Here is a 21,252-nt window from a genome sequence, read left to right as displayed (position 1 = left end):
TTGTTATACTTTACTCCTTTTTTGTAGTGATAACAATTGCACCTCCAGCTGCTTTTTTACCGAAAGTCTCTTCCGCCTCAGTAGCTTTAAGCAAAACAATGCTCTTAATTTTATCCTGTGACAACTGCTGCATTTCCGGTAAATCATCTCCCTGTGATGCCACTCCAAGCACTTTACCATCTAATACGTATAAAGGATCGGTTACTGATGCCATATCCGTTGAGTCCAGTGGAGCGCCGTCGCTGCCGGTGATCATGCTTTCGTCCAGCCCTTGTTCTCCAGCATCAGTATACTGTGTCTCCGCTTCTGAAAAGTCATCTTCCTGCAGCTGTTGTGCATAGTGGTTAATAGCGTATAGCATTTGCCGCTGCTTTGCGTGCATCAGGGGGCGGCCAGCTTTCAGGTCATCCCGTAACATCTGATACGATAGTTTGCGAAGGCGGACGTAATCCAGCATAGCCGTAAACCTTGCTTGTTCTTCTTTCGGGGCATCGTCAATGTTTTCCAAAAGCACTTCGCATTCTTCCCACAACTCTATTCCCCCTTCTACCATGGGCAATAATTTAGCTGTATCAGGATGATCGCCTGCTTTATCCAGCTCATATACCGCCTGCATGGCCAACTCCTCTTTTTTACCGATCTCATCCAGGGCGAAAGTATAGCGTGTCATGCCTGTGAACGGAATCAGGTTGAAGAAAACAACAAGTGCTCCCAAACCTAGTCCAACTGTTACGGCAGTGCCCTTCAGGTTGTAATTTTGAGTAATGTAACGGTCTGATCTAAGCAGCAGAACTGCACCATAGGCCATACCTGACAACAGCCCTCCTACGTGTGCCGCATTATCGATTCCGCCACGCATGCCGTAGGCCAGGTTTATACCAATCACTACAGCCATATTCGTAAGTATGGCTTTCTTATCTTTCCAGGCTAGTTCCCTTTCCAGGAGCATGACCACAAGCAGCAAGCCAAACATGCCGAAAATAGCGCCAGAGGCCCCAACAGACACGGATATTTCCGGGCTGATCCACCAAAGGCTGGTAATACTGCCGGCAAGGCCACAAAGTAAATAGGCAACCGCAAATTGTACGCGCCCGATCAGTGCCTCTAACTGCATCCCGATCTGCACAAGCGCCACCATATTAAACAGCAAGTGAACCACCCCTCCATGCAAAAACATACTCGTAAACAAGCGCCACCACTCACCGGTAAGGGTATACGGACCAAAGTTAGCACCTATATCTACCAGGCGATTTGCATCAGGATTCATGAAATCCAGGCCCAGTACAAGTCCTCCTAAAAATACTAGCAGGTTCAGGTTTAGCAGGATAGGAGTAACCGTATAATACGGCTGTGGCACGAAGAGCATCAGGAAGCTTTTTGCGTTCTCTGCCTGCGTTTCTTTAACCGGCTGCGGCTGCTCTAACTCCTGTAACAAGTGATATTTGCCAGGTACCTCTACACCCCGGTGTTCCAACTCCTGTATTGCTGCCAGCACGGCCTCTGCTTCATATTCGCGGTATTCCTGTAGTACAGTTAGCAGGGCATCTGTAGTAAGTTCCTGAGCTTGTGCAGTATAATTTTTATCCATTGGGGCGCTTTAAGTCTAGCAAAAGTAACTAAGGGGCTGTCAAGCTCAAAACCTAATGTTGCCAGGGTGCCCGAATAAAACCTTCAGAGGCTGAAAAGGGTACATTCTGTACAAACCTTAAGCTATGACACATACTAAAGTAGATACAGCCTGCTATACTATTAAGCGTGGCGAAAGCCCTTTAGTGGCAACGGCTATCCATAGCGGACACAACGTGCGCCACAACATCAGCAACCTTTTTGCACTTGCCGCCGAAGAGCGGCTGCGCGAGGAAGACCCTTATACAGACCAGTGGGTAGTTATTGCGGATAACCAGATCATAGGTCATAACTCCCGCTTTGAAATGGATCTGAACCGCTCTCCTGATAAAGCGATCTATCGCCTGCCAGAAGATGCCTGGGGCCTTCATGTTTGGGAAGACGAACTTCCTGACGAACTGGCAAAGGAATCGATGTCGCGGTACGATAAGTTTTATGCCGATGTAAAGCAGATGCTAACGGAGGTAAAAGAACAGCACGGCTGCTTTGTAGTTTATGACCTGCATACTTACAATCACAAACGTGAAGGAGCTACCGGACTACCGGCAGACCCGGAGCAGAACCCGGAGGTAAACATCGGTACAGGCAATATGAACCGCAAAAAGTGGGGCCCTGTAGTGGATGCCTTCATGCATTCCCTGCAGTCTTACAACTACATGGGTCGCCACCTGGATGTTAGGGAGAATGTGAAATTTGAAGGGGGGTACTTTATGCGTTGGATACATGACACATTCGGAGACAGCGCATGCGTTATGAGCATCGAGTTTAAAAAATTCTTTATGGACGAATGGACCGGTGAGCCTGACGACCAGCAAATACAGGAAATAAGGAAAGCACTGGAGCAAACTACCCGCCCTGTGCTGGAGGCGCTTGCACACGTGTGCCAGGTGTAGACACAGGACCATGATCGAAAGTATAACCGATAACTTTACCAGAAAAATTGTACGCAGCCTGAAGCGGGGAAAGCAGGTGCACCGCCGTCTGCCCGATGGTGGATTGGTGTACATTGACCGCCCCTTGCCTTTCCTTGTACTGTTCCGCCATCCAGAGGGCGAGCCAGACCACGCTACGGCAGATTTTGTAAAAGCCAATGCCGCTTACATTATCGCTGATCAGGAGCAGACAGAGGAGCTACGCAACCTGGTGCAGGAAATAGCTAAAGCAATGGCTGATAAATTTGGGGCATTTATGCTGATAGAACTGATGGCCGCCCCTGAACCTGACGCACCACTGTTCAAAATTCTGGGCCCGGAAAAGCAGTTACCCGCTACCTTAAAAGTCCTGACAAAAGAGTTGGAAAGTATAAAACTGAGTGGTGTCCGGACAACCGTAGAAGTTGCTTCCAACGAGCCGCTGCTACAGGAGCCATACTGCCTGATGCCTGTGGAGGAACTTAAGAAACACGGTATCCTAACCCTGGGCTTACAACTAAAACCTGTTTACAAGAATACTGACACGGGTAAAGTATACCCGCTACTACTTCGCACTTTGCGGGAGAAAATTTCCGATGCTATAAAAAAAGCTGTTTTTGACTTTGTACAGGTTCAGACAACGCACCAGCCTGTGCATTTTCAGGCGCTGGGCCGGCAGGCAGTAAACCGGGTAGTATGGCGTATTGATAAACAGCTGACCAGTATCAGCGACCAGTTTCGTTTCCTGCTACTGGTAACCCCCGTTAACAACAAGGAGGCGTGGGAAGAGTTTCAGAAAAGCAGGTTTAGCAAAACGCCAACTTTCCATTACCGCCTCATGCCTGTGGATGCCGATCAGCTAAAGCGTAAACTTTACAATATCCCGGTTGAGAAAGTGGATGACCCGACCCTGTCCTACCTGTTCCGGGATAAGCGGCATGAGCTGGACAAGATGCTCACCATGCTGGCAGACCGCAGTACTCCTGCCTTTTTGTACAGCAGCATGCAGTTGTATGGCGGCGTAGATGATCAGCTGCTGAAAGTAGCAGAGGGCATTCTGGCAGCCATCCCGGAACCTACACGCGATAAAAACACCGACATTATACCAGTAGAAGAATTTAAGGCACTGGCCGAAAAGGAAATCTCTTTCCTGAAGGAACAATTCCCGGGTGTGGATTCTGGCGTTGATGTTCGGGATGATATTATTGGCTTGATCGTATCGAAGGGCAGGTTGAACGTGGGCTCCGATGCCCGTATACCCCGGCATCGGGCCGAGGCGCTTATACAGCATGAGGTGGGCACGCATATCCTTACCTACTTTAATGGCAGGGCACAGCCGCTGCAGCAGCTTTATGTCGGCAGCCCCGGTTACGAAGAACTGCAGGAGGGCCTTGCCGTGCTAAGTGAGTGGCTGGTAGGAGGCCTTGATCAGGACAGGATGCGCATCCTGGCAGCCCGGGTAGTTACAGTATATCACCTCACCAAAGGGTGCAGCTTCACAGACAACTTCCGGCGCCTGAAAGAGGAGCATCATTTTGATGATGAGGTGGCTTGGGATGTAACTATGCGCGTGCACCGCGGGGGTGGTTTGACCAAAGATGCGGTGTACCTGCGGGGCCTTGTGCACCTGCTCGAATATCTGAAAGAAGGGAACGACCTGGAGCCACTACTGATCGGCAAGATAAGGCAGGACTACATTCCTATTGTACAGGAGCTGATTTATCGCAATGTGCTAAGGCCTGTACCAATTAAACCGCGCTATTTATTAGATCCGGCTATCCGACCTAAGTTGAAACAACTTAAAGCCGGTATTTCAGTATTTAACTTACTGTGATCTTCCAACCACATCAACCAACATAGAAACACACCCACATGACAGTAGGATTTGTAGTAAATAACATAGAAACTGAAAAAGCACAATATACAACCATCTTTTTAGCTCAGCGGCTTCATAATGCCGGCCACACAGTTTACCTGATGGGCGTAGGCGACCTGGCATATTACCCTGATGGGTATATGGGCGCCACTGCGGTGCATGCAGACCCAAATCACAAGTTTAAGTCTCCGGCTACTTACATTGATTATATCCACAGTGAAAAAGCGAAAAAGGTGCGCGTAACTGCCCGTGAACTTGACGTGCTGATGCTGCGCAATGACCCCTCCTCAGAACCGGAAGGGCGTGCCTGGGCACAGAATGCAGGTATAATCTTCGGCCAACTGGCCATGCGCCATGGTGTGATCGTGCTGAACGACCCTACCTCTCTTTCCGATGCTGTTAACAAAATGTATTTTCAGCATTTCCCGGAAGCTGTGAGACCCCGCACCCTCATTACCCGTGACAAAGAGGAGATAAAGGAATTTTTTAACGAGCAGAAGAATAACATCATCCTGAAACCGCTACAGGGCTCTGGAGGCTCGGGTGTATTTATGGTAAAGAAGAAAGATGCCACAAACCTGAACCAGATTGTGGAGGCTATTAGCCGCGATGGTTATGTGATTGCGCAGGAGTACCTGCCGGAGGCCACTGAAGGCGATGTACGCCTGTTTGTGATGAACGGTGAAGCACTGCAGCATAAAGGAAAATACTGCGCTATACGCCGCGTAAACAGCCCGGATGATATCCGCAGCAACATACACGCAGGAGGTTCTGCCGTTGCCGCTAAGGTGGATAAACGCATGCTGGACCTGGTAGAACTGGTAAAGCCAAAGCTTATTCAGGATGGAATGTTCTTGGTAGGGCTTGATATTGTAGGCGACAAGCTGATGGAGATCAATGTGTTTAGTCCGGGTGCATTGCCAACAGCAAGTGAACTGGAAGGCGTTGACTTTTCAGAGCCGGTTATTGCCGCCCTGGAGCGCAAGGTGCATTACAAGAAAACATATGGGGTGCAGATCGATAATAAGACAGTTGCAATGATCTGACCCGCAGAAAATATTCTGTAAAAAAAAGCTGCACCGGCTGGGGTTACTCCTCAACCGGTGCAGCTTTTTTTATTACAGCCATAATCCTCGGCCATAACATATGGTGTTGCAACATTATTCCATTAAAACCATCGATTCAGGTAGGGTGAAATTGTTATTTTGAAAAAATATTCAAATAAGTTTCGCCTTAATAACAACTGAAAATCAGGTGGTTATACTTTAAAAAGACGCATCCCTCCAAAATATCAAAAAAAATAATGTGACTTTGTTTGCAAGAAGAAAACAAAACACTAATTTTGCACCCGATTTAAGAGGAACGGAATTGCGGAAAGCTAATATATACATAAGCTTTTATACCTGCAAACCCGAAGGAAAATATTTTTCAAAAAAATTTTTTCTCCCCCTTTAGGTCAGTGCCTGCATATGGCTCTAAAAGTGTTTAGAACTACAGATCGGGCCCCTGGATAAGAAGTATTATTACTAAAGATAAGGTTAGTTAAAGTTTAGATTAGTTTAGTTTGTTTAAGGTGAGAGAAAGCCCCGTCATATTCTGGCAGGGCTTTTCTCATTAATATAGAGGGGTATACCTCTCCAATTTTAAGTTAGACATATAGCAGAAGAGCCTGGTTTTTAACCAGGCTCTTCTGCTATATAGGTAATTATACCTTGTTCATGATAAGGAGCCAGGCAATCAGAATAGCAATGGGTATAAGTGCCACAATGATCTTCCCTGCCAGACCAGGCCTGGAGGTACCTGCCGCCCAGGAGCGCCTGCTGAAAATATAGCGCATACTTGTAATAAAGGAAGCAAGCACCAGAAATGCCAGGGCAGCATGTGTAATAAGCAGCACGCCACTTAAGAAAGCATCCTGCTCCAAAGCCTGTTGTCCGGCCTCTACCGTCCAGGGCAGTAGCGCCAATAAGCACAGCACTGCCACTACTGCACCTACCTTCTCCAAGAACAGCTTTAACCAGGATACCAATCCAAATAAAACCATGGCACCAACAAGCGCTACTGTAGCATAAGTTGTTGTTGCCGCGCCTAAATACCCTCTGTAAAACAGAATAACAACTGCGTGGGCAAAGCCTGTAAGGAAATACAGTAAATATCTCGTCATAAATTAGCTTTACTCCTATTTGCCTGATTCAGATACCAGCTATTGTTTATCCAGTAAAAAAATTAGCTGGCAAGATATAGAACATGCTTTGTTTGCTTACCGTCGCCGATGTAACACTTACTCCCCGGTTACCAGAGTATGTTCCATCACCTCTTCTTCCACCTGCTGTGCATCGTCTTCTGTCGGGTCCGGGTTAAGTTGCACCACGAAAGTAGCCTTTACTTTTGTAGAAGTCTTAAAATATGGAATCCAGATGCCTGCACCGGCAAGCGCACTTATAATGTTTCTTACGCTCTCATCCGTTGCTACTCCTGGCAGATCAAGCATGTGTACCAGTAAATTATCAAGCAGCACATAGCATAAGTTAACGCCATAATAGATCATCATCAGCTTCGGCACACTGGTACGCCGTTTGATGAACAGGTAAATGAAAAGCAGACTGAATACCAGGAAAGCAACATTTGCTGTTAACTCGCCCAAAGAAACACTCACCAGTGCCGGCGAGTAAACATTTGAGGAGGTATTTAATAGTTCGGCCCACACTTGCTGATTAAAATACTCATTTGTAGACAGGAAATTCAGCACCCGGATCGGGGTAAATATTAAACCGATCAACGGAAGCACCAGCCAGCCACTGATACGTTCTCCGTTTAGCAGTTGATACCCCTGCGCTGGCAGTGGATCCCAGAAATACAGCTTGTAAGCCCCCGCGGAAAAGCCGGCGAACAGCAGCACAACAACTAGTAACATTCCCCAGCTGAATTCTTTTTCCCCGCCGCTGATGAAGGCTTTATTATACGTTATACCATAACCTAACTCATCCAGCAGGTCTTTCTGCTTGCGCAGGTATCCTGCCGTGGCCGCAGCCGTTACATGGTCCTGCCGCGATTGATAAGAATAGTGTAGCGTCAGTTCTTTGCCTGCAGGACCATATGCTACTGTTTTCCGGAAATAGAAAGCATTATCCTCTACCTCTTTTTCCTCATCAGCTATTGGCCAAGATTCCGGAAGCAGCACTGTTATCTTCTGCTCAACATAAAGCGGATGACTTAGTGCCAGTGGCATGGTACGCTTAATTGTTTGTGGCTGCCGGATATAGCTGCGCAGCAGCAGCGGCGAGAACCAGGCCTCTACTACCTTCTCATTATCGTCCTGGGCAATCCAGAAGTTCGGGATAGTATATTTTTCAATTACTATGAAGGTATTGTTTATCTCCTGATCTTCGGTTCTGATGTTCTGTGCTTTCTCAATTTCCGGGTACTGGTTAGCATAAAAGTTAAGATAGCCTTTATCAATATCATTCATACTGGTAGTGGAAAAGTAGCTGCGCTGATAATCAGCCTCTGAACCAGTATATTCCGTGCGCACCTCAAGAGTAACAGCCTTATCTATGGCGTCAATGTAGTAGATCTCATGCGACTGCACATGTGGCCTATCTGAAGTGGGAGAAACGACTGTGGTAAGTTTTTTAGTTGCTGGAGCTATTACGAGGGCCTTTCCATATTCCGGCAGGTAAATATTCTTAAAGTCGCCTCGTTGTTTGCTTATAGTGGCATCGTACCAATACGTTTTACCACCAAGCAACTCCACCTGCACAATACAGTGGTTAAACGCTGAAGGCGACGGAAGCACGTCCTGCACATGCGCCTGGGTACTGGAGTTAACAAGCGCAGGGTAAGCGGTAATGTCCATTTGCCGCAGCATTGTGCACAGCAACAAAGCCTTGTCTTTGCAATCGCCGAAACGACTGTTGAAGACCTCTGAAGGCGCTCGTGGCTTAAACCCGCCTATACCTGCTTCATAGCCCAGGTAGCGTACCTCATCCTGCACAAACCGAAGCGCGGCCTCGAGGCGCTGTTCATCACTCCCAACTGTACTTTTAATACTATCGATCTTAGCCTGAAGTGCTTTAGCAGGCTTATCAAACCCCTGGTACAACGGAAGCGCCCACTGGGCAACTTCCTGCCATGTGTTAAACTCAGACATGTATACGCCAGGGTAAGGGTCAAACCAAGATGGAGTCTCATCATCTACCACAGTACCGGGCAGGTTTTGCAGGTGCCAGGTATAGGTAGTATTTCCCTCTTCCTTTGCAACTTTAGGCTCCTTGTTTGTGCGGTAAAGCTTGTAGTTAAGTTTGCGGTTCTGAGGCACTTCGATACGCACCAGCAGTTCATCCATGGGGTCGTAGTTTTGCAGGTTGAAAGAGTTAAAGAACTTACCCCTGAAAACTGGGTTTCCTCCTTTTATCGTACAGGCATACTCCAGTATGTCACCGACACGTATATCCTCCAATACCAGTACAGCTGTAAGGCTTTCATCATAAATCCCCCTGTCCATACCCTGTTCGCGCTGGATAACTTTTACCTTGTTCAGGTCGAGCTTGTTTATGGGTTTGCCATTGCGCCACACAACTATTTTGTGCAACTGCAGCTGTTCATGGTTCGGGTCAAAGCTGAGCCTGATCTCCGAGTAGTTCTGCACACCCTCTTCTGTGGTGAGCTTGTATACGTTACGGTAGTAAGTTTCCTGTTTCGCTACCTCTATCTGCATGTTCATTAGCAGGTAATGGTAACCACCGTTAACATCATCCGGGCTAATTTTGGTTTGCGTGCGCTGCGGCAGCTTTTTGATCCAGGTTGGCTCAGGTTTAACAGTTACATTGCGGGGTGCGGCAAGTGCTGTCTGCTGCCAGACTACCGCCAGTAAAAACAGAAATGTAACAGCCAGCGATTTAAAGTTGTTTTCTTTGTAAAAGTGCTTCATATATCCAACAGGTGAAATTCCTTTTAAATATAGTATAATTAATGTTATCATATATTCAAAAATTGGCATTAGTACATGCTAAAGCACAAAACATAATGGATTCTGGCTGGTATAGGTATAGCAAGGCCAAAAGCAGCAGCGTAAAATAAGTAGTATGAGTAAAGAAAGAAAAGGAGAGCGAGTGGCAGCTAAAACAAACAGTGAGAAGAAAAGCTTCCGGGAACAGATGGGGGCACTTAAAAACCTCCCTAAATTCTTCAGGCTTATCTGGGAAACCAGCAAAGGCATGACCATCGGCAATATACTGTTGCGCCTGGTGAAGGCATCTCTGCCGCTGGCAATGCTGTACATTGGCAAACTGATCATAGATGAAGTGATCCTGCAGATTGATGTAACGGGAGCACGCAATTTATCTTACCTCTGGATACTGGTGGCGCTGGAACTGGGGCTGGCCATATTATCAGATATTATCAACCGCGGCATTACACTGCTGGATAGCCTGCTCGGGGACCTGTTCTCTAACCGGACTTCCATAACTTTGATTGAGCATGCTGCTACGCTAGACCTTGCCCAGTTTGAGGATGCCACCTTTTATGACAAACTGGAGCGGGCAAGGCGACAAACTGTTACACGGGTAGTGCTGATGTCGCAGGTCCTCTCGCAATTACAGGATATTGTCACCATCGGTTTCCTGGCAGTGGGTCTGATTACTTTTAACCCGTGGCTCATACTTATACTGTTGATAGCAGTGATTCCGTCATTTCTGGGAGAAACCTATTTTAACGAACGCAGTTACTCCCTCTCCCGCTCCTGGACCCCGGAGCGCCGCGAACTGGACTATTTGCGCTACATAGGAGCCTCCGACGAAACAGCGAAGGAGGTGAAAACCTTCAACCTTTCTGGCTTCCTGTCTGGCCGCTTTAAAGAACTATCTGATAAATATTACAACCTGAACAAGAGCATCACCCTGAAAAGAGCTGTGTGGGGAAGCATTCTTTCCTCTTTGGGGGCGCTGGCATATTATGGGGCTTATGTTTTCATTCTGTTCCAGACAGTGGCAGGCATTATAACAGTGGGTACCCTTACCTTTTTAGCGGGATCTTTTAACAGCATGCGCGGTCTCCTGCAAGGTATCATGACACGTTTCTCACAGATCGCAGAGAGTGCCTTGTACCTGCAGGACCTGTTCGACTTCCTGGAACTGAAGCCGCAAATCACGCCGCCGGTAAACCCGCTGAGTATACCCCGACCAATTAAGTATGGCTTTACATTCGAAAACGTTGGATTCAAGTATCATAACAGCGAAAGGTGGGCAGTCAGAAACTTGTCTTTCCACCTGAAGGCCGGGGAAAAACTGGCTTTGGTGGGTGAAAACGGTGCCGGTAAAACAACATTGGTTAAGCTGTTGGCCAGGCTTTATGAGCCAACAGAAGGCAGAATTTTGCTTGATGGCATTGACTTGCGAGACTATAACCTGGATGACCTTCGCCACCAGGTGGGGATCATCTTCCAGGATTATGTCCGTTTCCAGATGACAGCTTCTGATAACATCGCTATTGGCCAGATCAGCAATATCAGTGACAAAGAGCGTATTCAGGGTTCTGCTCAAAAAAGTCTTGCCGACCTCGTGATCCAGCGCCTTCCTGATAAATATGACCAGGTGCTGGGTAAACGCTTTAACAATGGCGTGGACCTATCGGGCGGTGAATGGCAGAAGGTGGCTTTAGCGCGTGCTTACATGCGCGATGCGCAGCTTCTTATCCTGGATGAACCTACCTCTGCCCTGGATGCACGTGCCGAGCATGAAGTGTTTCTTCGTTTCTCAGAGCTCATTGAAGGACGTACCGCTGTACTTATCTCTCATCGTTTTTCTACGGTACGGATGGCAGACAGAATTCTCTTCCTGGAGCAGGGCCAGCTAAAAGAACTTGGCTCTCATGAAGAGTTACTTGCTAAAAACGGGAAGTATGCTGAGCTGTTCCTGCTGCAGGCGCAGGGTTATTTGTAGACTAATTTGGAAGGACTAGCTTTTGAATGACTATAAAGCTTATTGTTAAAGTTTACATTCTCACAAATCCCTCCTGTATTGGGTAGAGCAACATTTTTCTTGCCAGTAATTGCTACAGTAACGCCTTTTCTATTATTCAACTCAATTCAGCTCAGCAGCTAATCAGAAGTATTCACGTGGAACATCTTTATCAGAATGGGAAAAACATTGGCAGTATAAGAGAGGCCAATATCCAGAGTAAAATATTAAGCGGCGTTCCTACTTTTAAGTAATCGGAAAAGCGGTAGTTACCAGGACCATAGATCATGGTGTTAGTCTGATAGCCCATAGGGGTCATAAAGCTGAGCGATGCCGCGTAGGCTACAGCCATCAGAAAAGGCTTAACACTTACCCCTAACTCTTTGGCTGTTACTATTGCGATAGGTGCCAGAAGTGCCGCAGTAGCGTTGTTCGACATAAAGTTAGTGGTCATGAAGGTGATAAAGAAGAACACCGATAACAGCGCATGCGGCCCATATTCTCCAACACCATAAATCAGGTAGTCTGCCAGTAACTTAGCTGCACCTGTTTTTTCCAGGGCAGCACCCATTGATAGCACGCCGGCTAGCATAAAAATCACTTTCCAGTCTATTGCCTTATAAACCTCGCTTACACTAATACACTTAAAAAGTATGAGCAGCACTACGCCCGTCATAGCACTTAACACAATAGGTATAATACCAAAAGCAGCAGACATTATTACTGCCACACTTATCAAAAACACAGGAATGATCTTACTATAGTTGTATGGGCTTCGCTCTGTTTGTGATATGATCAGGATGTCTTCGTTTTGTTTAAGCTTATCTGCCTGGTACTTGTCGGCGGCTATAAGCAGCACATCACCAGCAGAAAGTTTTACGTGAGCCAGTTTTTCGTGCAATATTTCATTTCTGTGCCGAATTGCTAAGACCGATGCTCCATAATTGTACGACCGGAAGTCAAGGTCTTTAATTGATTTCCCCTCCAGGTAAGAGTTTGGGGTTACGATGGCCTCATACAACTTACTGTCGTTTATGCGAAGGTCCCTGTCTCTGAACTTTCGCTCTGACTTAAGTTCTATGCCTCTTTCTTCTTTCAGCAGTTTCAGTTTGTTTACACTGCAGCGCACTTTCAAAACATCATCGGCATACAAGATGAGTGACGGGAAAACCTGAATCCGGTCTTTGTTACGCGTTACTTGCATTACCTCTACATCCAGGTTCTGTACCAAACCTGACTTATAAAGTGGGAGGCCTACCGAAGGAGAATCAGGAAGCAGGACGATCTCTGTGATATAATCTCCCATGTTAAAGCTTTCGGAAAGGTCTTCGGCTAGACCGCGGTTAGGGAGCAGGTGCCGGCCAATCAGAAACATATACACAATACCCAGCAACAGGAACCAGATGCCGGCTTTGGTAAACTCAAACATCTGCAAAGGCTCCTCTCCCTGTGCCTCTGCAATCCCACTTACTAAAATATTGGTAGATGTTCCGATAAGCGTACATACCCCTCCCATCAAAGCACCAAAAGAGAGCGGAATTAGCAGCTTGGACGGACTTATCTTTATATCCTGGCTTACCTGTATCACTACGGGCATTAAAAGCGCCACAACTGCTGTATCGTTTATAAAAGAGGAAAGTGCACCGGAGATCAGCATCAGGGACAGCAGGCACAGCAGGTAGTTTTTTCGACCAATGCGGGTAAGCACCACCCCCACACTGCTCAAAGCACCTGACTTAAAAATAGCCGAACTGATGGCAAACATAGCGGCCACTGTAATGGTAGCAGGATTACTGAAGCCAGCAAAACCCTCGGAGGGCGTCAGAATGCCGGTCATCATAAACAACACCATTATCAGAATGGCTACTGTGTCTATGGACAAGCGCTCTGTAACGAACAGGACCACAGCCAGCATAATTATTCCCAGAACTATGGCAATTTCATATGTCATAGGTACAGTAATAGGGATTTAGCTTTAGGACTTTGGCTATATCAGGCTGCAAAAACAACAGTCATAGCTATTAGCTAGCAGATACTCTTGATATGCAAATATAGTTTTATGCTTGCATACGAATTTAAGGCATAAAGGCTATGCTACCGACTTGGTTATCTACTAGTTAGAATGATTAAGCTTTATTCAACCATTCTTCTGCATCATCCGGAGTGGCGAAAGTAAGCAAGGGAAGGGAGCTCTGGCCATATATCTGTTCTACCTGGAGCTTTGCGATCAAATCGATTGGATCGAGGCGGGCAACCCGTACTACACCACCTTCTCCGATAAGTTTCTGAACTTCTATGTGGAGGTTGTTGATGCTTGGTGGGTGCGTAATCATGGTACGTAAGTCTGATAGCACAGAAAAACCGGAACGGGTTAAAGCTAAAGCTTTTTGCCAATCGCTTAAATAGGCAGGAACACTATTCTTGCTTTTCCAATAGCCGGTTAAAGTAAAGTATATTCTGTTTTTAGCAGAATCGTAAATCAGTTCGTAGCAGTTGGTACTAGCAACATGCACGATAGGCGTAACAGAGTCAGTATTTTCTTCAGTGCTATACATAAGTAGGTGCTTGTTACTTACGCAAACCACCCCGTGCTGCTTTACATTATAAGAAGTATAAATTGAATCTTGAAAACTAATTTATACCTATTTTGCCTGTTACTTAAAATGTATCCGAACAAAAAAGAAGGTCGAGGCCCTGTTATCAACTACAACAGTGCCTCGACCACTACAGATAATTTCCGCTATACTTAAGACTTTATTATGCCTCCCAGTGCATGGACCACGCCATTTTTTACCACTTTATTTGCCTCTACTATGCGCACACCATCCACCAGGGTATAATCTTTCTTCCGGCAAATAGTAACTTTTGTACCAGCCAGCGTTTCTACTGTGGCCCCGTCTTTAAGATCACTTTCTTTATAGCTGCCTTTGAGAATATGACCTGACAAGATCGTCCTGATCTTCTGTGGTGATTCATTTTCAAGGTTTTTTAGCTCTTGTTCAGGAGGAGCCAGTAACGTATAAGTATCGTTACCAGATAGTATAGGTGTTAACCCTGCCTTTGTTAACAGATTTGCCAGCGTAGGTTGGGTATCTATTACATATTGTAACAGGGAGCTACGTTCCTGGTATTCCGTGACTACCTTATGTGCGTGCGCCTGGCCCACGCCACACACCAGCACTGTTATAAGGGCTAACTTAGCAAGGGTGATCGTTTTAAGTAAATTCACAGGTATAAAGGCTTGATTGTAGCGTTTTATACGGAAGTGAATTTATAACAGCCACATAACAAAGGATGTATTTTCTGATTCCCTGTTAAAGCTCTGCTTTAGAACAAGCGCCAGTTACTGATCTCTGAGAAGAAGTTTGGAAGCGACTGTGGCACAAGTGCAAGGGTTAATAAAAACCCATAAATAGCGCCATACAAGTGTGCGTCATGGTTGATGTTATCGCCCATCTTTTTACCTGAGAAGTAGGAATACACCACATACAGCACCCCTAGTATAAACCCTGGCACGCACAGCACCGCATATAAACAGATATCTTGTGTAGGGTAAAATAATATGCTAGAAAAAACGACTGCAGCAACACCACCCGAAGCACCCAATGCGCGGTATGACGGATCGTTACGGTGTTTAAAAAATGTTGGGATATCAGAAATTATGATCCCGCCGACGTAAATCAATAGGTAGATCAACATACCCGTACCTGGTCCGAAAATGATATCAAACGTCTGCTCAACTACATCGCCGAAAAAATAGAGCGTAAACATGTTGAAGAACAGGTGCGTAAAGTCGGCGTGCAGAAAGCCGGAAGTTAAAAAGCGGTACCACGAGTTATCACGCTGTACAGCATAGGGCTGAAAGATCCATTTGTGCATCAGATCCTGATTTTGGAATGCATAAAGGGAAATGCCAACGGTAATGATAATAAGTATGATAGTAACGCTCATTTTCTAATTTTGAATAACTGATTTAATGACTAACTGAATGGTTGGCAGCATTTACAACTGCTACCTGATCACGCAACCATTTAGCAATTTAATTAACTATCACGCTCCATCAGCTGCAAGGCCAGCCCACGGATAGTTGATTTCCTTTCTTCCGGCAGATTGATGGCGTCAAGATGATGCAGGGCTCTCTGAAAATACAGATCGATGTGCTGTTCCGTTTGACGACGTATATTGAGTTGATCGTACACCGAAGTAATTGCCTTTACTTTTTCTTCAGCTACACTTTCGCCCGTTTTATTGCGCCAGTTGTTAATAGTAGCAAGTTGTTCTTTGTCAGCCTGCTCCAGTGCAGTCAGCATCAGGAAGGTTTTTTTATCGGATAGTATATCACCGCCAACCTGTTTACCAAACTTATCCTTGTCGCCGTATACATCCAATAGGTCATCGCGTAGCTGGAAAGCTATACCAACGTTATCTCCGAATGCTTTCAGGTGCTCGGAATCCGCATCGGGCGCCCCTTGTAGTATAGCACCCAGTTCTAAGCTAAAGCCTAGCAACACTGCTGTTTTAAGCGTAATCATTTGGATGTATTCCGGGATGCTTACCTCTTCGCGCAGTTCAAAGTTCATGTCCAGTTGCTGGCCTTCACACACTTCAGCGGCTGTAATGCTGAATAACCTAATTACCTTGGCTAACTTATCCGGCGCTATGCCGAGTAGCAGCTCATAAGCACGTACAAGCATTACATCACCACTTAGAATAGCAGTGTTGGCATTCCACTTTTCATGAACCGTTTGTTGCCCACGACGTAGTGGAGCCTTGTCCATGATGTCGTCATGCATCAGCGTGAAGTTGTGGAAAACCTCTACTGCAGCAGCAGGCAAAAGTGCGTGCTCCACATCCTCATCGTACATTTTAGCAGCTAAAAGTACCAGTAAAGGGCGAATACGCTTGCCCCCCAGTGCCATAATGTACCGGATCGGCTCATATAGCTCTGGTGGGTTTTCGCCGTAGCGCAGCGTTGATAAAGTATGATGAATCTTTTCAGAGAGATGTGAGATATCCACAGGTCTTCTTAATGTTGTTTCAGGGTTTTTACCAGTTCAAGATCGATGGTGCGGTCATTCAGGTTTGCGCTCTTCACTTCTACGATCACTTCATCGCCAAACGAAATAATGCGTTTTGTCTGGCGACCAATAATGCGGTAGTTGCTTGCGTCTAGTTCATAATAATCATCATTAAGATCTGACAGTCGCACCATACCTTCGCACTTGTTTTCCTCGATCTCCACAAATATACCCCATTCTGTGACACCTGACACAATTCCTTTGTACTCGTTGCCAATGGTGTCTTTCATAAACTCTACCTGTTTATACTTAATAGAAGCACGTTCAGCATCTGCAGCACGCTTTTCCATTTCAGATGAATGCTGGCAACGCTCTTCATACTCTTCCTTCTCAGCAGATTTTCCGCCATCCAGGTAATGCTGTAACAGTCGGTGGGCCATCATATCCGGGTAACGACGGATAGGCGATGTGAAGTGAGAGTAATGATCAAAGGCCAGTCCGAAGTGCCCTTCAGGGTCAGTGCTATACTTTGCCTTTGCCATCGTTCTGATAGCCAGGTTTTGCAGTACGCTCTGTTCAGGCTTACCCTCTATCTCTTCGGTAAGGTTGTTCAATTCAACTGAAATATCACCATCCGGATTTACCTTGTAGCCAAACTTGCGGGCAAACAAGGAGAAAGTACTAAGCTTATCCGGGTCTGGTGAGCCGTGTGTACGGTATACCATTGTCGGGTGCTTTTTGCCTTTGCCTAAGTTATACACATATTCTGCTACTTTTTTATTGGCCAGCAGCATAAACTCTTCAATAAGTTTATGAGCATCTTTTCGCTCTTTCACATACACTGAAAGTGGCCTGCCCTGCTCATCCAGTTTAAATTTAACCTCCACCGTTTCAAAACTGATGGCACCATTCTTAAATCGCTTGGCCTGTAATTTTTTAGCAATCCGATTTAATATATTGATCTCATCGGCAAAATCACCTTCTCCGGTCTCAATTCGTTCCTGAGCCTCTTCATAGGCAAAGCGGCGATCCGAATAGATAACAGTTCGGCCATACCAGGTATCGTAGAGTTTACCATTATCATCCAGCTCAAACACTACTGAAAATGTCAGCTTCTCCTCGTTAGGGCGCAGGGAGCAAAGTCCATTGGACAGGCGCTCAGGTAGCATCGGGATCGTCCTATCCACCAGGTACACAGATGTGGCCCTGTGGTAAGCTTCTTTCTCCAGGATGCTGCGTGGGCTAACGTAGTGCGTTACATCGGCAATGTGCACCCCTATCTCCCAGTTGCCGTTCTCCAGTTTCTGTATAGAGAGTGCATCGTCAAAATCCTTGGCATCTGCAGGGTCAATGGTAAAAGTGGTAACATCCCTGAAGTCGCGGCGCTTGGCAATCTCTCCGGCTGTAATTTTATCTGAAATGGTCTCCGCTTCTTCTTCTACTGTTTCCGGGAACTCAAATGGCAAGCCAAACTCGGCCATGATCGAATGGATCTCCGCCTCGTTCTCACCAGCTGGGCCGAAAACGCGTATTACCTCTCCTGTCGGATTCTTATCAGGGTCTTTCGGCCATTCAACGATCTTGACCAATACTTTATCTCCGGACTGTGCTCCATTCAGGCCACGCTCGCCAACAAAAATATCAAAGTATAAGCGCTTGAAGTCCGGTACTACAAAGCCAAAGTTTTTGGATAACTCCATCACGCCCACCAGCTCGGTGCGCTTACGTTCCAGTACTTCAACCACAACGCCTTCCTGGCGGCCACCACGCACAGTTGGCAGCACCTCAACCTTTACCAGATCGCCATCCATGGCATACTTCAGATGCTCCCGGAATACGCGTATATCTTCTTCACGCTCTTCTGAAACGATGTAGCCATACTTGCTATTTGCCAGGTCTACACGCCCGGTAATAATATCTACTTTAAGATTTATGATAAATTTATCTTCATCTACCTTAAGTATTTTATTCTCTGATTTGAGTACGTTTAAAACATTCTCTATTTGCTCGCGGCCATTTTTATCTACCACACCCATCCGCCGACAGATTTGACGTTGGGTGAAAGTATAATCAGGGCTATCGGAGAAAATTTCTAATACGGTGGCCTTAAGTGATTTTTGTGCTCCTCTACGGCCTGTTGGCTCTCTTCTGGCAGATGCTTCGCCCCTTGATGATGTTTTTCTTGTAGCTGGAGTTTCGCCCCTTCCGCTGGAGCTGTTTCGATCTTTGCGATTATCTTTATTTCTATCGCCTTTTTTACTGCTTTTACTTCTCATGAATATTCTTCAATATGGGGATAGCCACTATAGCCACCGCATCCATTTACAATCTTTAACCTTAAAAGTTTTTATACTATACGCCTGAATAGGGGGATTGGCTAAAGACCTGTGTAATTTATAGAGAATTTTCTATATAAGCTGGAAAAAGGGGGAACTTTAGCCTGAAAGGTGTGTCAATACCAAGACAGGGAACACTATTCAAACCGCCACGAGGTGCTACAACGCTTAAGCTTTATTAACTAACTATTTATGCCATCAAAAGACGCTGCAACAGCTTATGTACGTATCTAAATTAAAGAATAATTATACATAAATAACATAATATTGTAACTTTAATTGAATATTAACCTATTTGCTGCTCTACTTTTGGATAATAAAAGTTTTGGCTATTATTTTGGCTTTGAACGCACGAGTATCTTAACTCCTTTTTTAGAAACAAACACAGTTTAAAATGTTCATTGCAGCCTCAATTTTCGTAGTACCATTGTTCCTTTACTGCCTATATCTTTTTGCTAAAGATGTTAATGAAAGTTATACATTGTACAGGTTTAAAAGAAACCGCTTAAGAAACAAAAGAACTGACTGATCAAAAGTATCAATCACTCTTCAACAAGTTACCTGATGGCTTTAATTCTGTTATATCTGAATTAAAGCTATTTTTTTTGCCTGCAAGCAATAGTTCTCCATTATTCCGCCAACGTCCTTTCATACTTCTCCTGCAAAGTCAGACGACCTGTGGCACTATCTTGCTAATTGCTCTTATTAGTGACTTCGTATATTCCTGCTGCGGATGTTCGAATATCTGAGCCGCAACGCCACTTTCTACTATCATACCATGGTTCATCACCAAAACCCTGTCAGCCATATGCTTTGCCACAGACAAATTGTGCGTGATGAAAATATAAGTGATCTGGAATTCGCGCTTTAGCTTATTGAGCAAATTTAGTACCTGGGCCTGCACCGACACATCCAGAGCTGAAACCGGCTCATCGCAGATGATAAGTTTAGGTTGCAGGGCTAAAGCACGCGCAATGCAAACACGTTGCAACTGCCCACCCGACATAGTGTGTGGATAATACTCAAAGTGTTCACGCATAAGCCCCACTTTTTCAAGCAATTCCATCGCTTTTGCAAGGCATTTCTGTTTATTGGAGTAGAGTTTGTGCACACGCATGGGTTCCATAATTGCTTCTCCTACCGTGTGCATCGGGTTAAGAGAACCATAAGGGTCCTGGAAAATCATTTGGATATCACGCCGGCTTATTCGAAGCACTTCCGGGCTTAACTGAGACATGTTATGGCCATTGAAAATAATACGGCCCGCTGTTGCATCTAAAAGTCTTAACAGGGCTCGGCCCAGCGTTGTTTTGCCACAACCGGACTCTCCTACTAAAGCTACTGTTTCACCAGGCTGAACTTGAAAGCTAACATCATCTACAGCTCGCACATAGTCAGCATGGCGTCTCCAAAAAGCCTTTCTGACCGGGAAATAAACTTTTAGGTTTTCTACCTGAAGCAAAGGTGCCTTCTGCCATACATCCTGTTCTTGCTGTTTGTTATCTGGAACCGGGGCTGTATGAGTAATTCCAGCATCTGCCGGAGTTGGCTCAGGTGCATGATATTCTTTTTCATGAACATTGCCAAACTCATCCTCCATCATAAAATCTGATATGGTGGGAAGTAGAGAATGGGCTTTGGTAGAAAGAGTTGGCCGGCAAGCCAGTAGTCCTTTGGTATAGGGGTGCTTAGGATTTGAAAAAATCTCCGTTGCCTTGCCTTGCTCCACTATCTGCCCTTTATACATCACCAGTACCCGATCAGCAATCTCGGCCACAACTCCCAGATCATGTGTGATAAACAGAAGAGCAGTATTGTGCTGTGATCGTAACTCATTTAGTAATTGCAGGATCTGTGACTGCACAGTTACATCCAGGGCAGTGGTAGGCTCGTCGGCAATTAAGAGACCAGGCTTACAGGCCATTGCCATTGCAATCATAACGCGCTGCTTCTGTCCACCTGATAGCTCATGTGGATAAGCATCGAATATTTTTTCAGGTTTACGCAGCTTAGTCATTTCAAAGAGCCGCAATACATGCTCCTTTGCCTCTTTCTTGGAAAAATGCTTGTGAGTTAGCAACACTTCCATTACCTGTTTTCCACAAGAGAAGACCGGGTTTAAAGAGGATGCCGGCTCCTGAAAGATCATTGAAATCTCATTGCCCCGTATCGACCGCATCTGCTTTTCAGGCAGCGTCATCAGGTCTACCTGCCCTAACAGAGCGGATTGGAAAATAACCTCACCGCCGGTTTTTACTCCCGCAGATGTGTTGATAAGGCGCATCAGCGATAATGCAGTTACTGATTTGCCCGAGCCTGACTCTCCAACGATGGCTACCGTTTCTCCTGCGAATACCTCTAAAGAAACCTTGTCCACGGCCTTCACAAAACCATGCTTTGCTGAAAAGACTGTTTCTAAGTCTTTAATTTGAAGTATAGGAGTAGGTACAGGCAAAAGAGAATAGTTTAGGCTTTTCGTAAAAGTAAGTGATTTGAATGGATCTGTTTTTTACAGTCCACTAAAATAAG

General features: G+C 45.7%; 14 protein-coding genes. 4 read left to right on the top strand and 10 right to left on the bottom strand.

Annotated features, from left to right (window positions below):
* Positions 1 to 10: 10 nt before the first annotated feature.
* Positions 11 to 1,588 carry a rhomboid family intramembrane serine protease gene (locus ACSX1A_RS17150; protein ID WP_439880869.1) on the bottom strand — a complete coding sequence of 526 codons (1,578 nt, stop codon included), beginning with the start codon at positions 1,586 to 1,588 and terminating at the stop codon, positions 11 to 13.
* Between the two features lie 124 nt (positions 1,589 to 1,712).
* On the opposite strand from ACSX1A_RS17150, the gene ACSX1A_RS17145 reads away from it, so the two are divergent.
* Genes ACSX1A_RS17145 through ACSX1A_RS17135 form a run of 3 tightly spaced genes read left to right on the top strand, consistent with a single transcriptional unit; the run spans position 1,713 to position 5,459 of the window.
* A complete protein-coding gene (locus ACSX1A_RS17145) occupies positions 1,713 to 2,519 on the top strand; it encodes an N-formylglutamate amidohydrolase (protein WP_439880868.1) in 807 nt (268 codons plus the stop codon).
* 10 nt (positions 2,520 to 2,529) lie between these two features.
* Positions 2,530 to 4,371 (top strand): tyrosine/phenylalanine carboxypeptidase domain-containing protein, encoded by a 1,842-nt coding sequence (locus tag ACSX1A_RS17140; protein ID WP_439880867.1) that lies wholly within the window; start codon positions 2,530 to 2,532, stop codon positions 4,369 to 4,371.
* A 38-nt stretch (positions 4,372 to 4,409) separates the two neighbouring features.
* Positions 4,410 to 5,459 (top strand): glutathione synthetase, encoded by a 1,050-nt coding sequence (locus ACSX1A_RS17135; RefSeq protein WP_439880866.1) that lies wholly within the window; start codon positions 4,410 to 4,412, stop codon positions 5,457 to 5,459.
* 659 nt (positions 5,460 to 6,118) lie between these two features.
* Here the strand turns inward: ACSX1A_RS17135 and ACSX1A_RS17130 are convergent.
* Together ACSX1A_RS17130 and ACSX1A_RS17125 are read right to left on the bottom strand one after the other, a co-directional pair.
* Positions 6,119 to 6,577, bottom strand: a complete 459-nt coding sequence (locus ACSX1A_RS17130) for a hypothetical protein (RefSeq protein ID WP_439880865.1) — start codon at positions 6,575 to 6,577, stop codon at positions 6,119 to 6,121.
* Positions 6,578 to 6,694: 117 nt separating this feature from the next.
* Positions 6,695 to 9,343 carry a DUF3857 domain-containing protein gene (locus ACSX1A_RS17125; protein WP_439880864.1) on the bottom strand — a complete coding sequence of 883 codons (2,649 nt, stop codon included), beginning with the start codon at positions 9,341 to 9,343 and terminating at the stop codon, positions 6,695 to 6,697.
* 154 nt (positions 9,344 to 9,497) lie between these two features.
* Between ACSX1A_RS17125 and ACSX1A_RS17120 the strand changes: the two genes are divergently transcribed.
* A complete protein-coding gene (locus tag ACSX1A_RS17120; RefSeq protein ID WP_439880863.1) occupies positions 9,498 to 11,351 on the top strand; it encodes an ABC transporter ATP-binding protein in 1,854 nt (617 codons plus the stop codon).
* Between the two features lie 190 nt (positions 11,352 to 11,541).
* On the opposite strand, the gene ACSX1A_RS17115 is transcribed toward ACSX1A_RS17120, so the two are convergent.
* From ACSX1A_RS17115 to ACSX1A_RS17085, 7 genes are all read right to left on the bottom strand, one after another.
* Entirely contained in the window at positions 11,542 to 13,320 is a 1,779-nt protein-coding gene (locus ACSX1A_RS17115; protein ID WP_439880862.1) for an SLC13 family permease, read from the bottom strand.
* A gap of 175 nt (positions 13,321 to 13,495) precedes the next feature.
* The gene (locus tag ACSX1A_RS17110; protein WP_439880861.1) at positions 13,496 to 13,924 is read right to left on the bottom strand and encodes a hypothetical protein; all 429 of its coding nucleotides are present in this window, start codon (positions 13,922 to 13,924) and stop codon (positions 13,496 to 13,498) included.
* Positions 13,925 to 14,115: 191 nt separating this feature from the next.
* On the bottom strand, positions 14,116 to 14,598 hold the full coding sequence (locus ACSX1A_RS17105; protein ID WP_439880860.1) for a fasciclin domain-containing protein: 483 nt from the start codon (positions 14,596 to 14,598) through the stop codon (positions 14,116 to 14,118).
* A gap of 98 nt (positions 14,599 to 14,696) precedes the next feature.
* Positions 14,697 to 15,320 carry a rhomboid family intramembrane serine protease gene (locus ACSX1A_RS17100; protein WP_439880859.1) on the bottom strand — a complete coding sequence of 208 codons (624 nt, stop codon included), beginning with the start codon at positions 15,318 to 15,320 and terminating at the stop codon, positions 14,697 to 14,699.
* A 92-nt stretch (positions 15,321 to 15,412) separates the two neighbouring features.
* Complete coding sequence (locus ACSX1A_RS17095) at positions 15,413 to 16,387, bottom strand: polyprenyl synthetase family protein (RefSeq protein ID WP_439880858.1); 975 nt, start codon at positions 16,385 to 16,387, stop codon at positions 15,413 to 15,415.
* Between the two features lie 8 nt (positions 16,388 to 16,395).
* Entirely contained in the window at positions 16,396 to 18,663 is a 2,268-nt protein-coding gene (gene rnr / locus ACSX1A_RS17090; RefSeq protein WP_439880857.1) for a ribonuclease R, read from the bottom strand.
* Positions 18,664 to 19,390: 727 nt separating this feature from the next.
* Entirely contained in the window at positions 19,391 to 21,178 is a 1,788-nt protein-coding gene (locus ACSX1A_RS17085; protein ID WP_439880856.1) for an ABC transporter ATP-binding protein, read from the bottom strand.
* Positions 21,179 to 21,252: the final 74 nt, after the last annotated feature.

Origin of the sequence: Pontibacter sp. MBLB2868 (assembly GCF_051904785.1) — a bacterium.
Classification (GTDB): Bacteria; Bacteroidota; Bacteroidia; order Cytophagales; family Hymenobacteraceae; genus Pontibacter.
The sequence above is the reverse complement of the archived record's forward strand: the minus strand, read 5'-3'. Positions and strand labels throughout refer to the sequence as shown.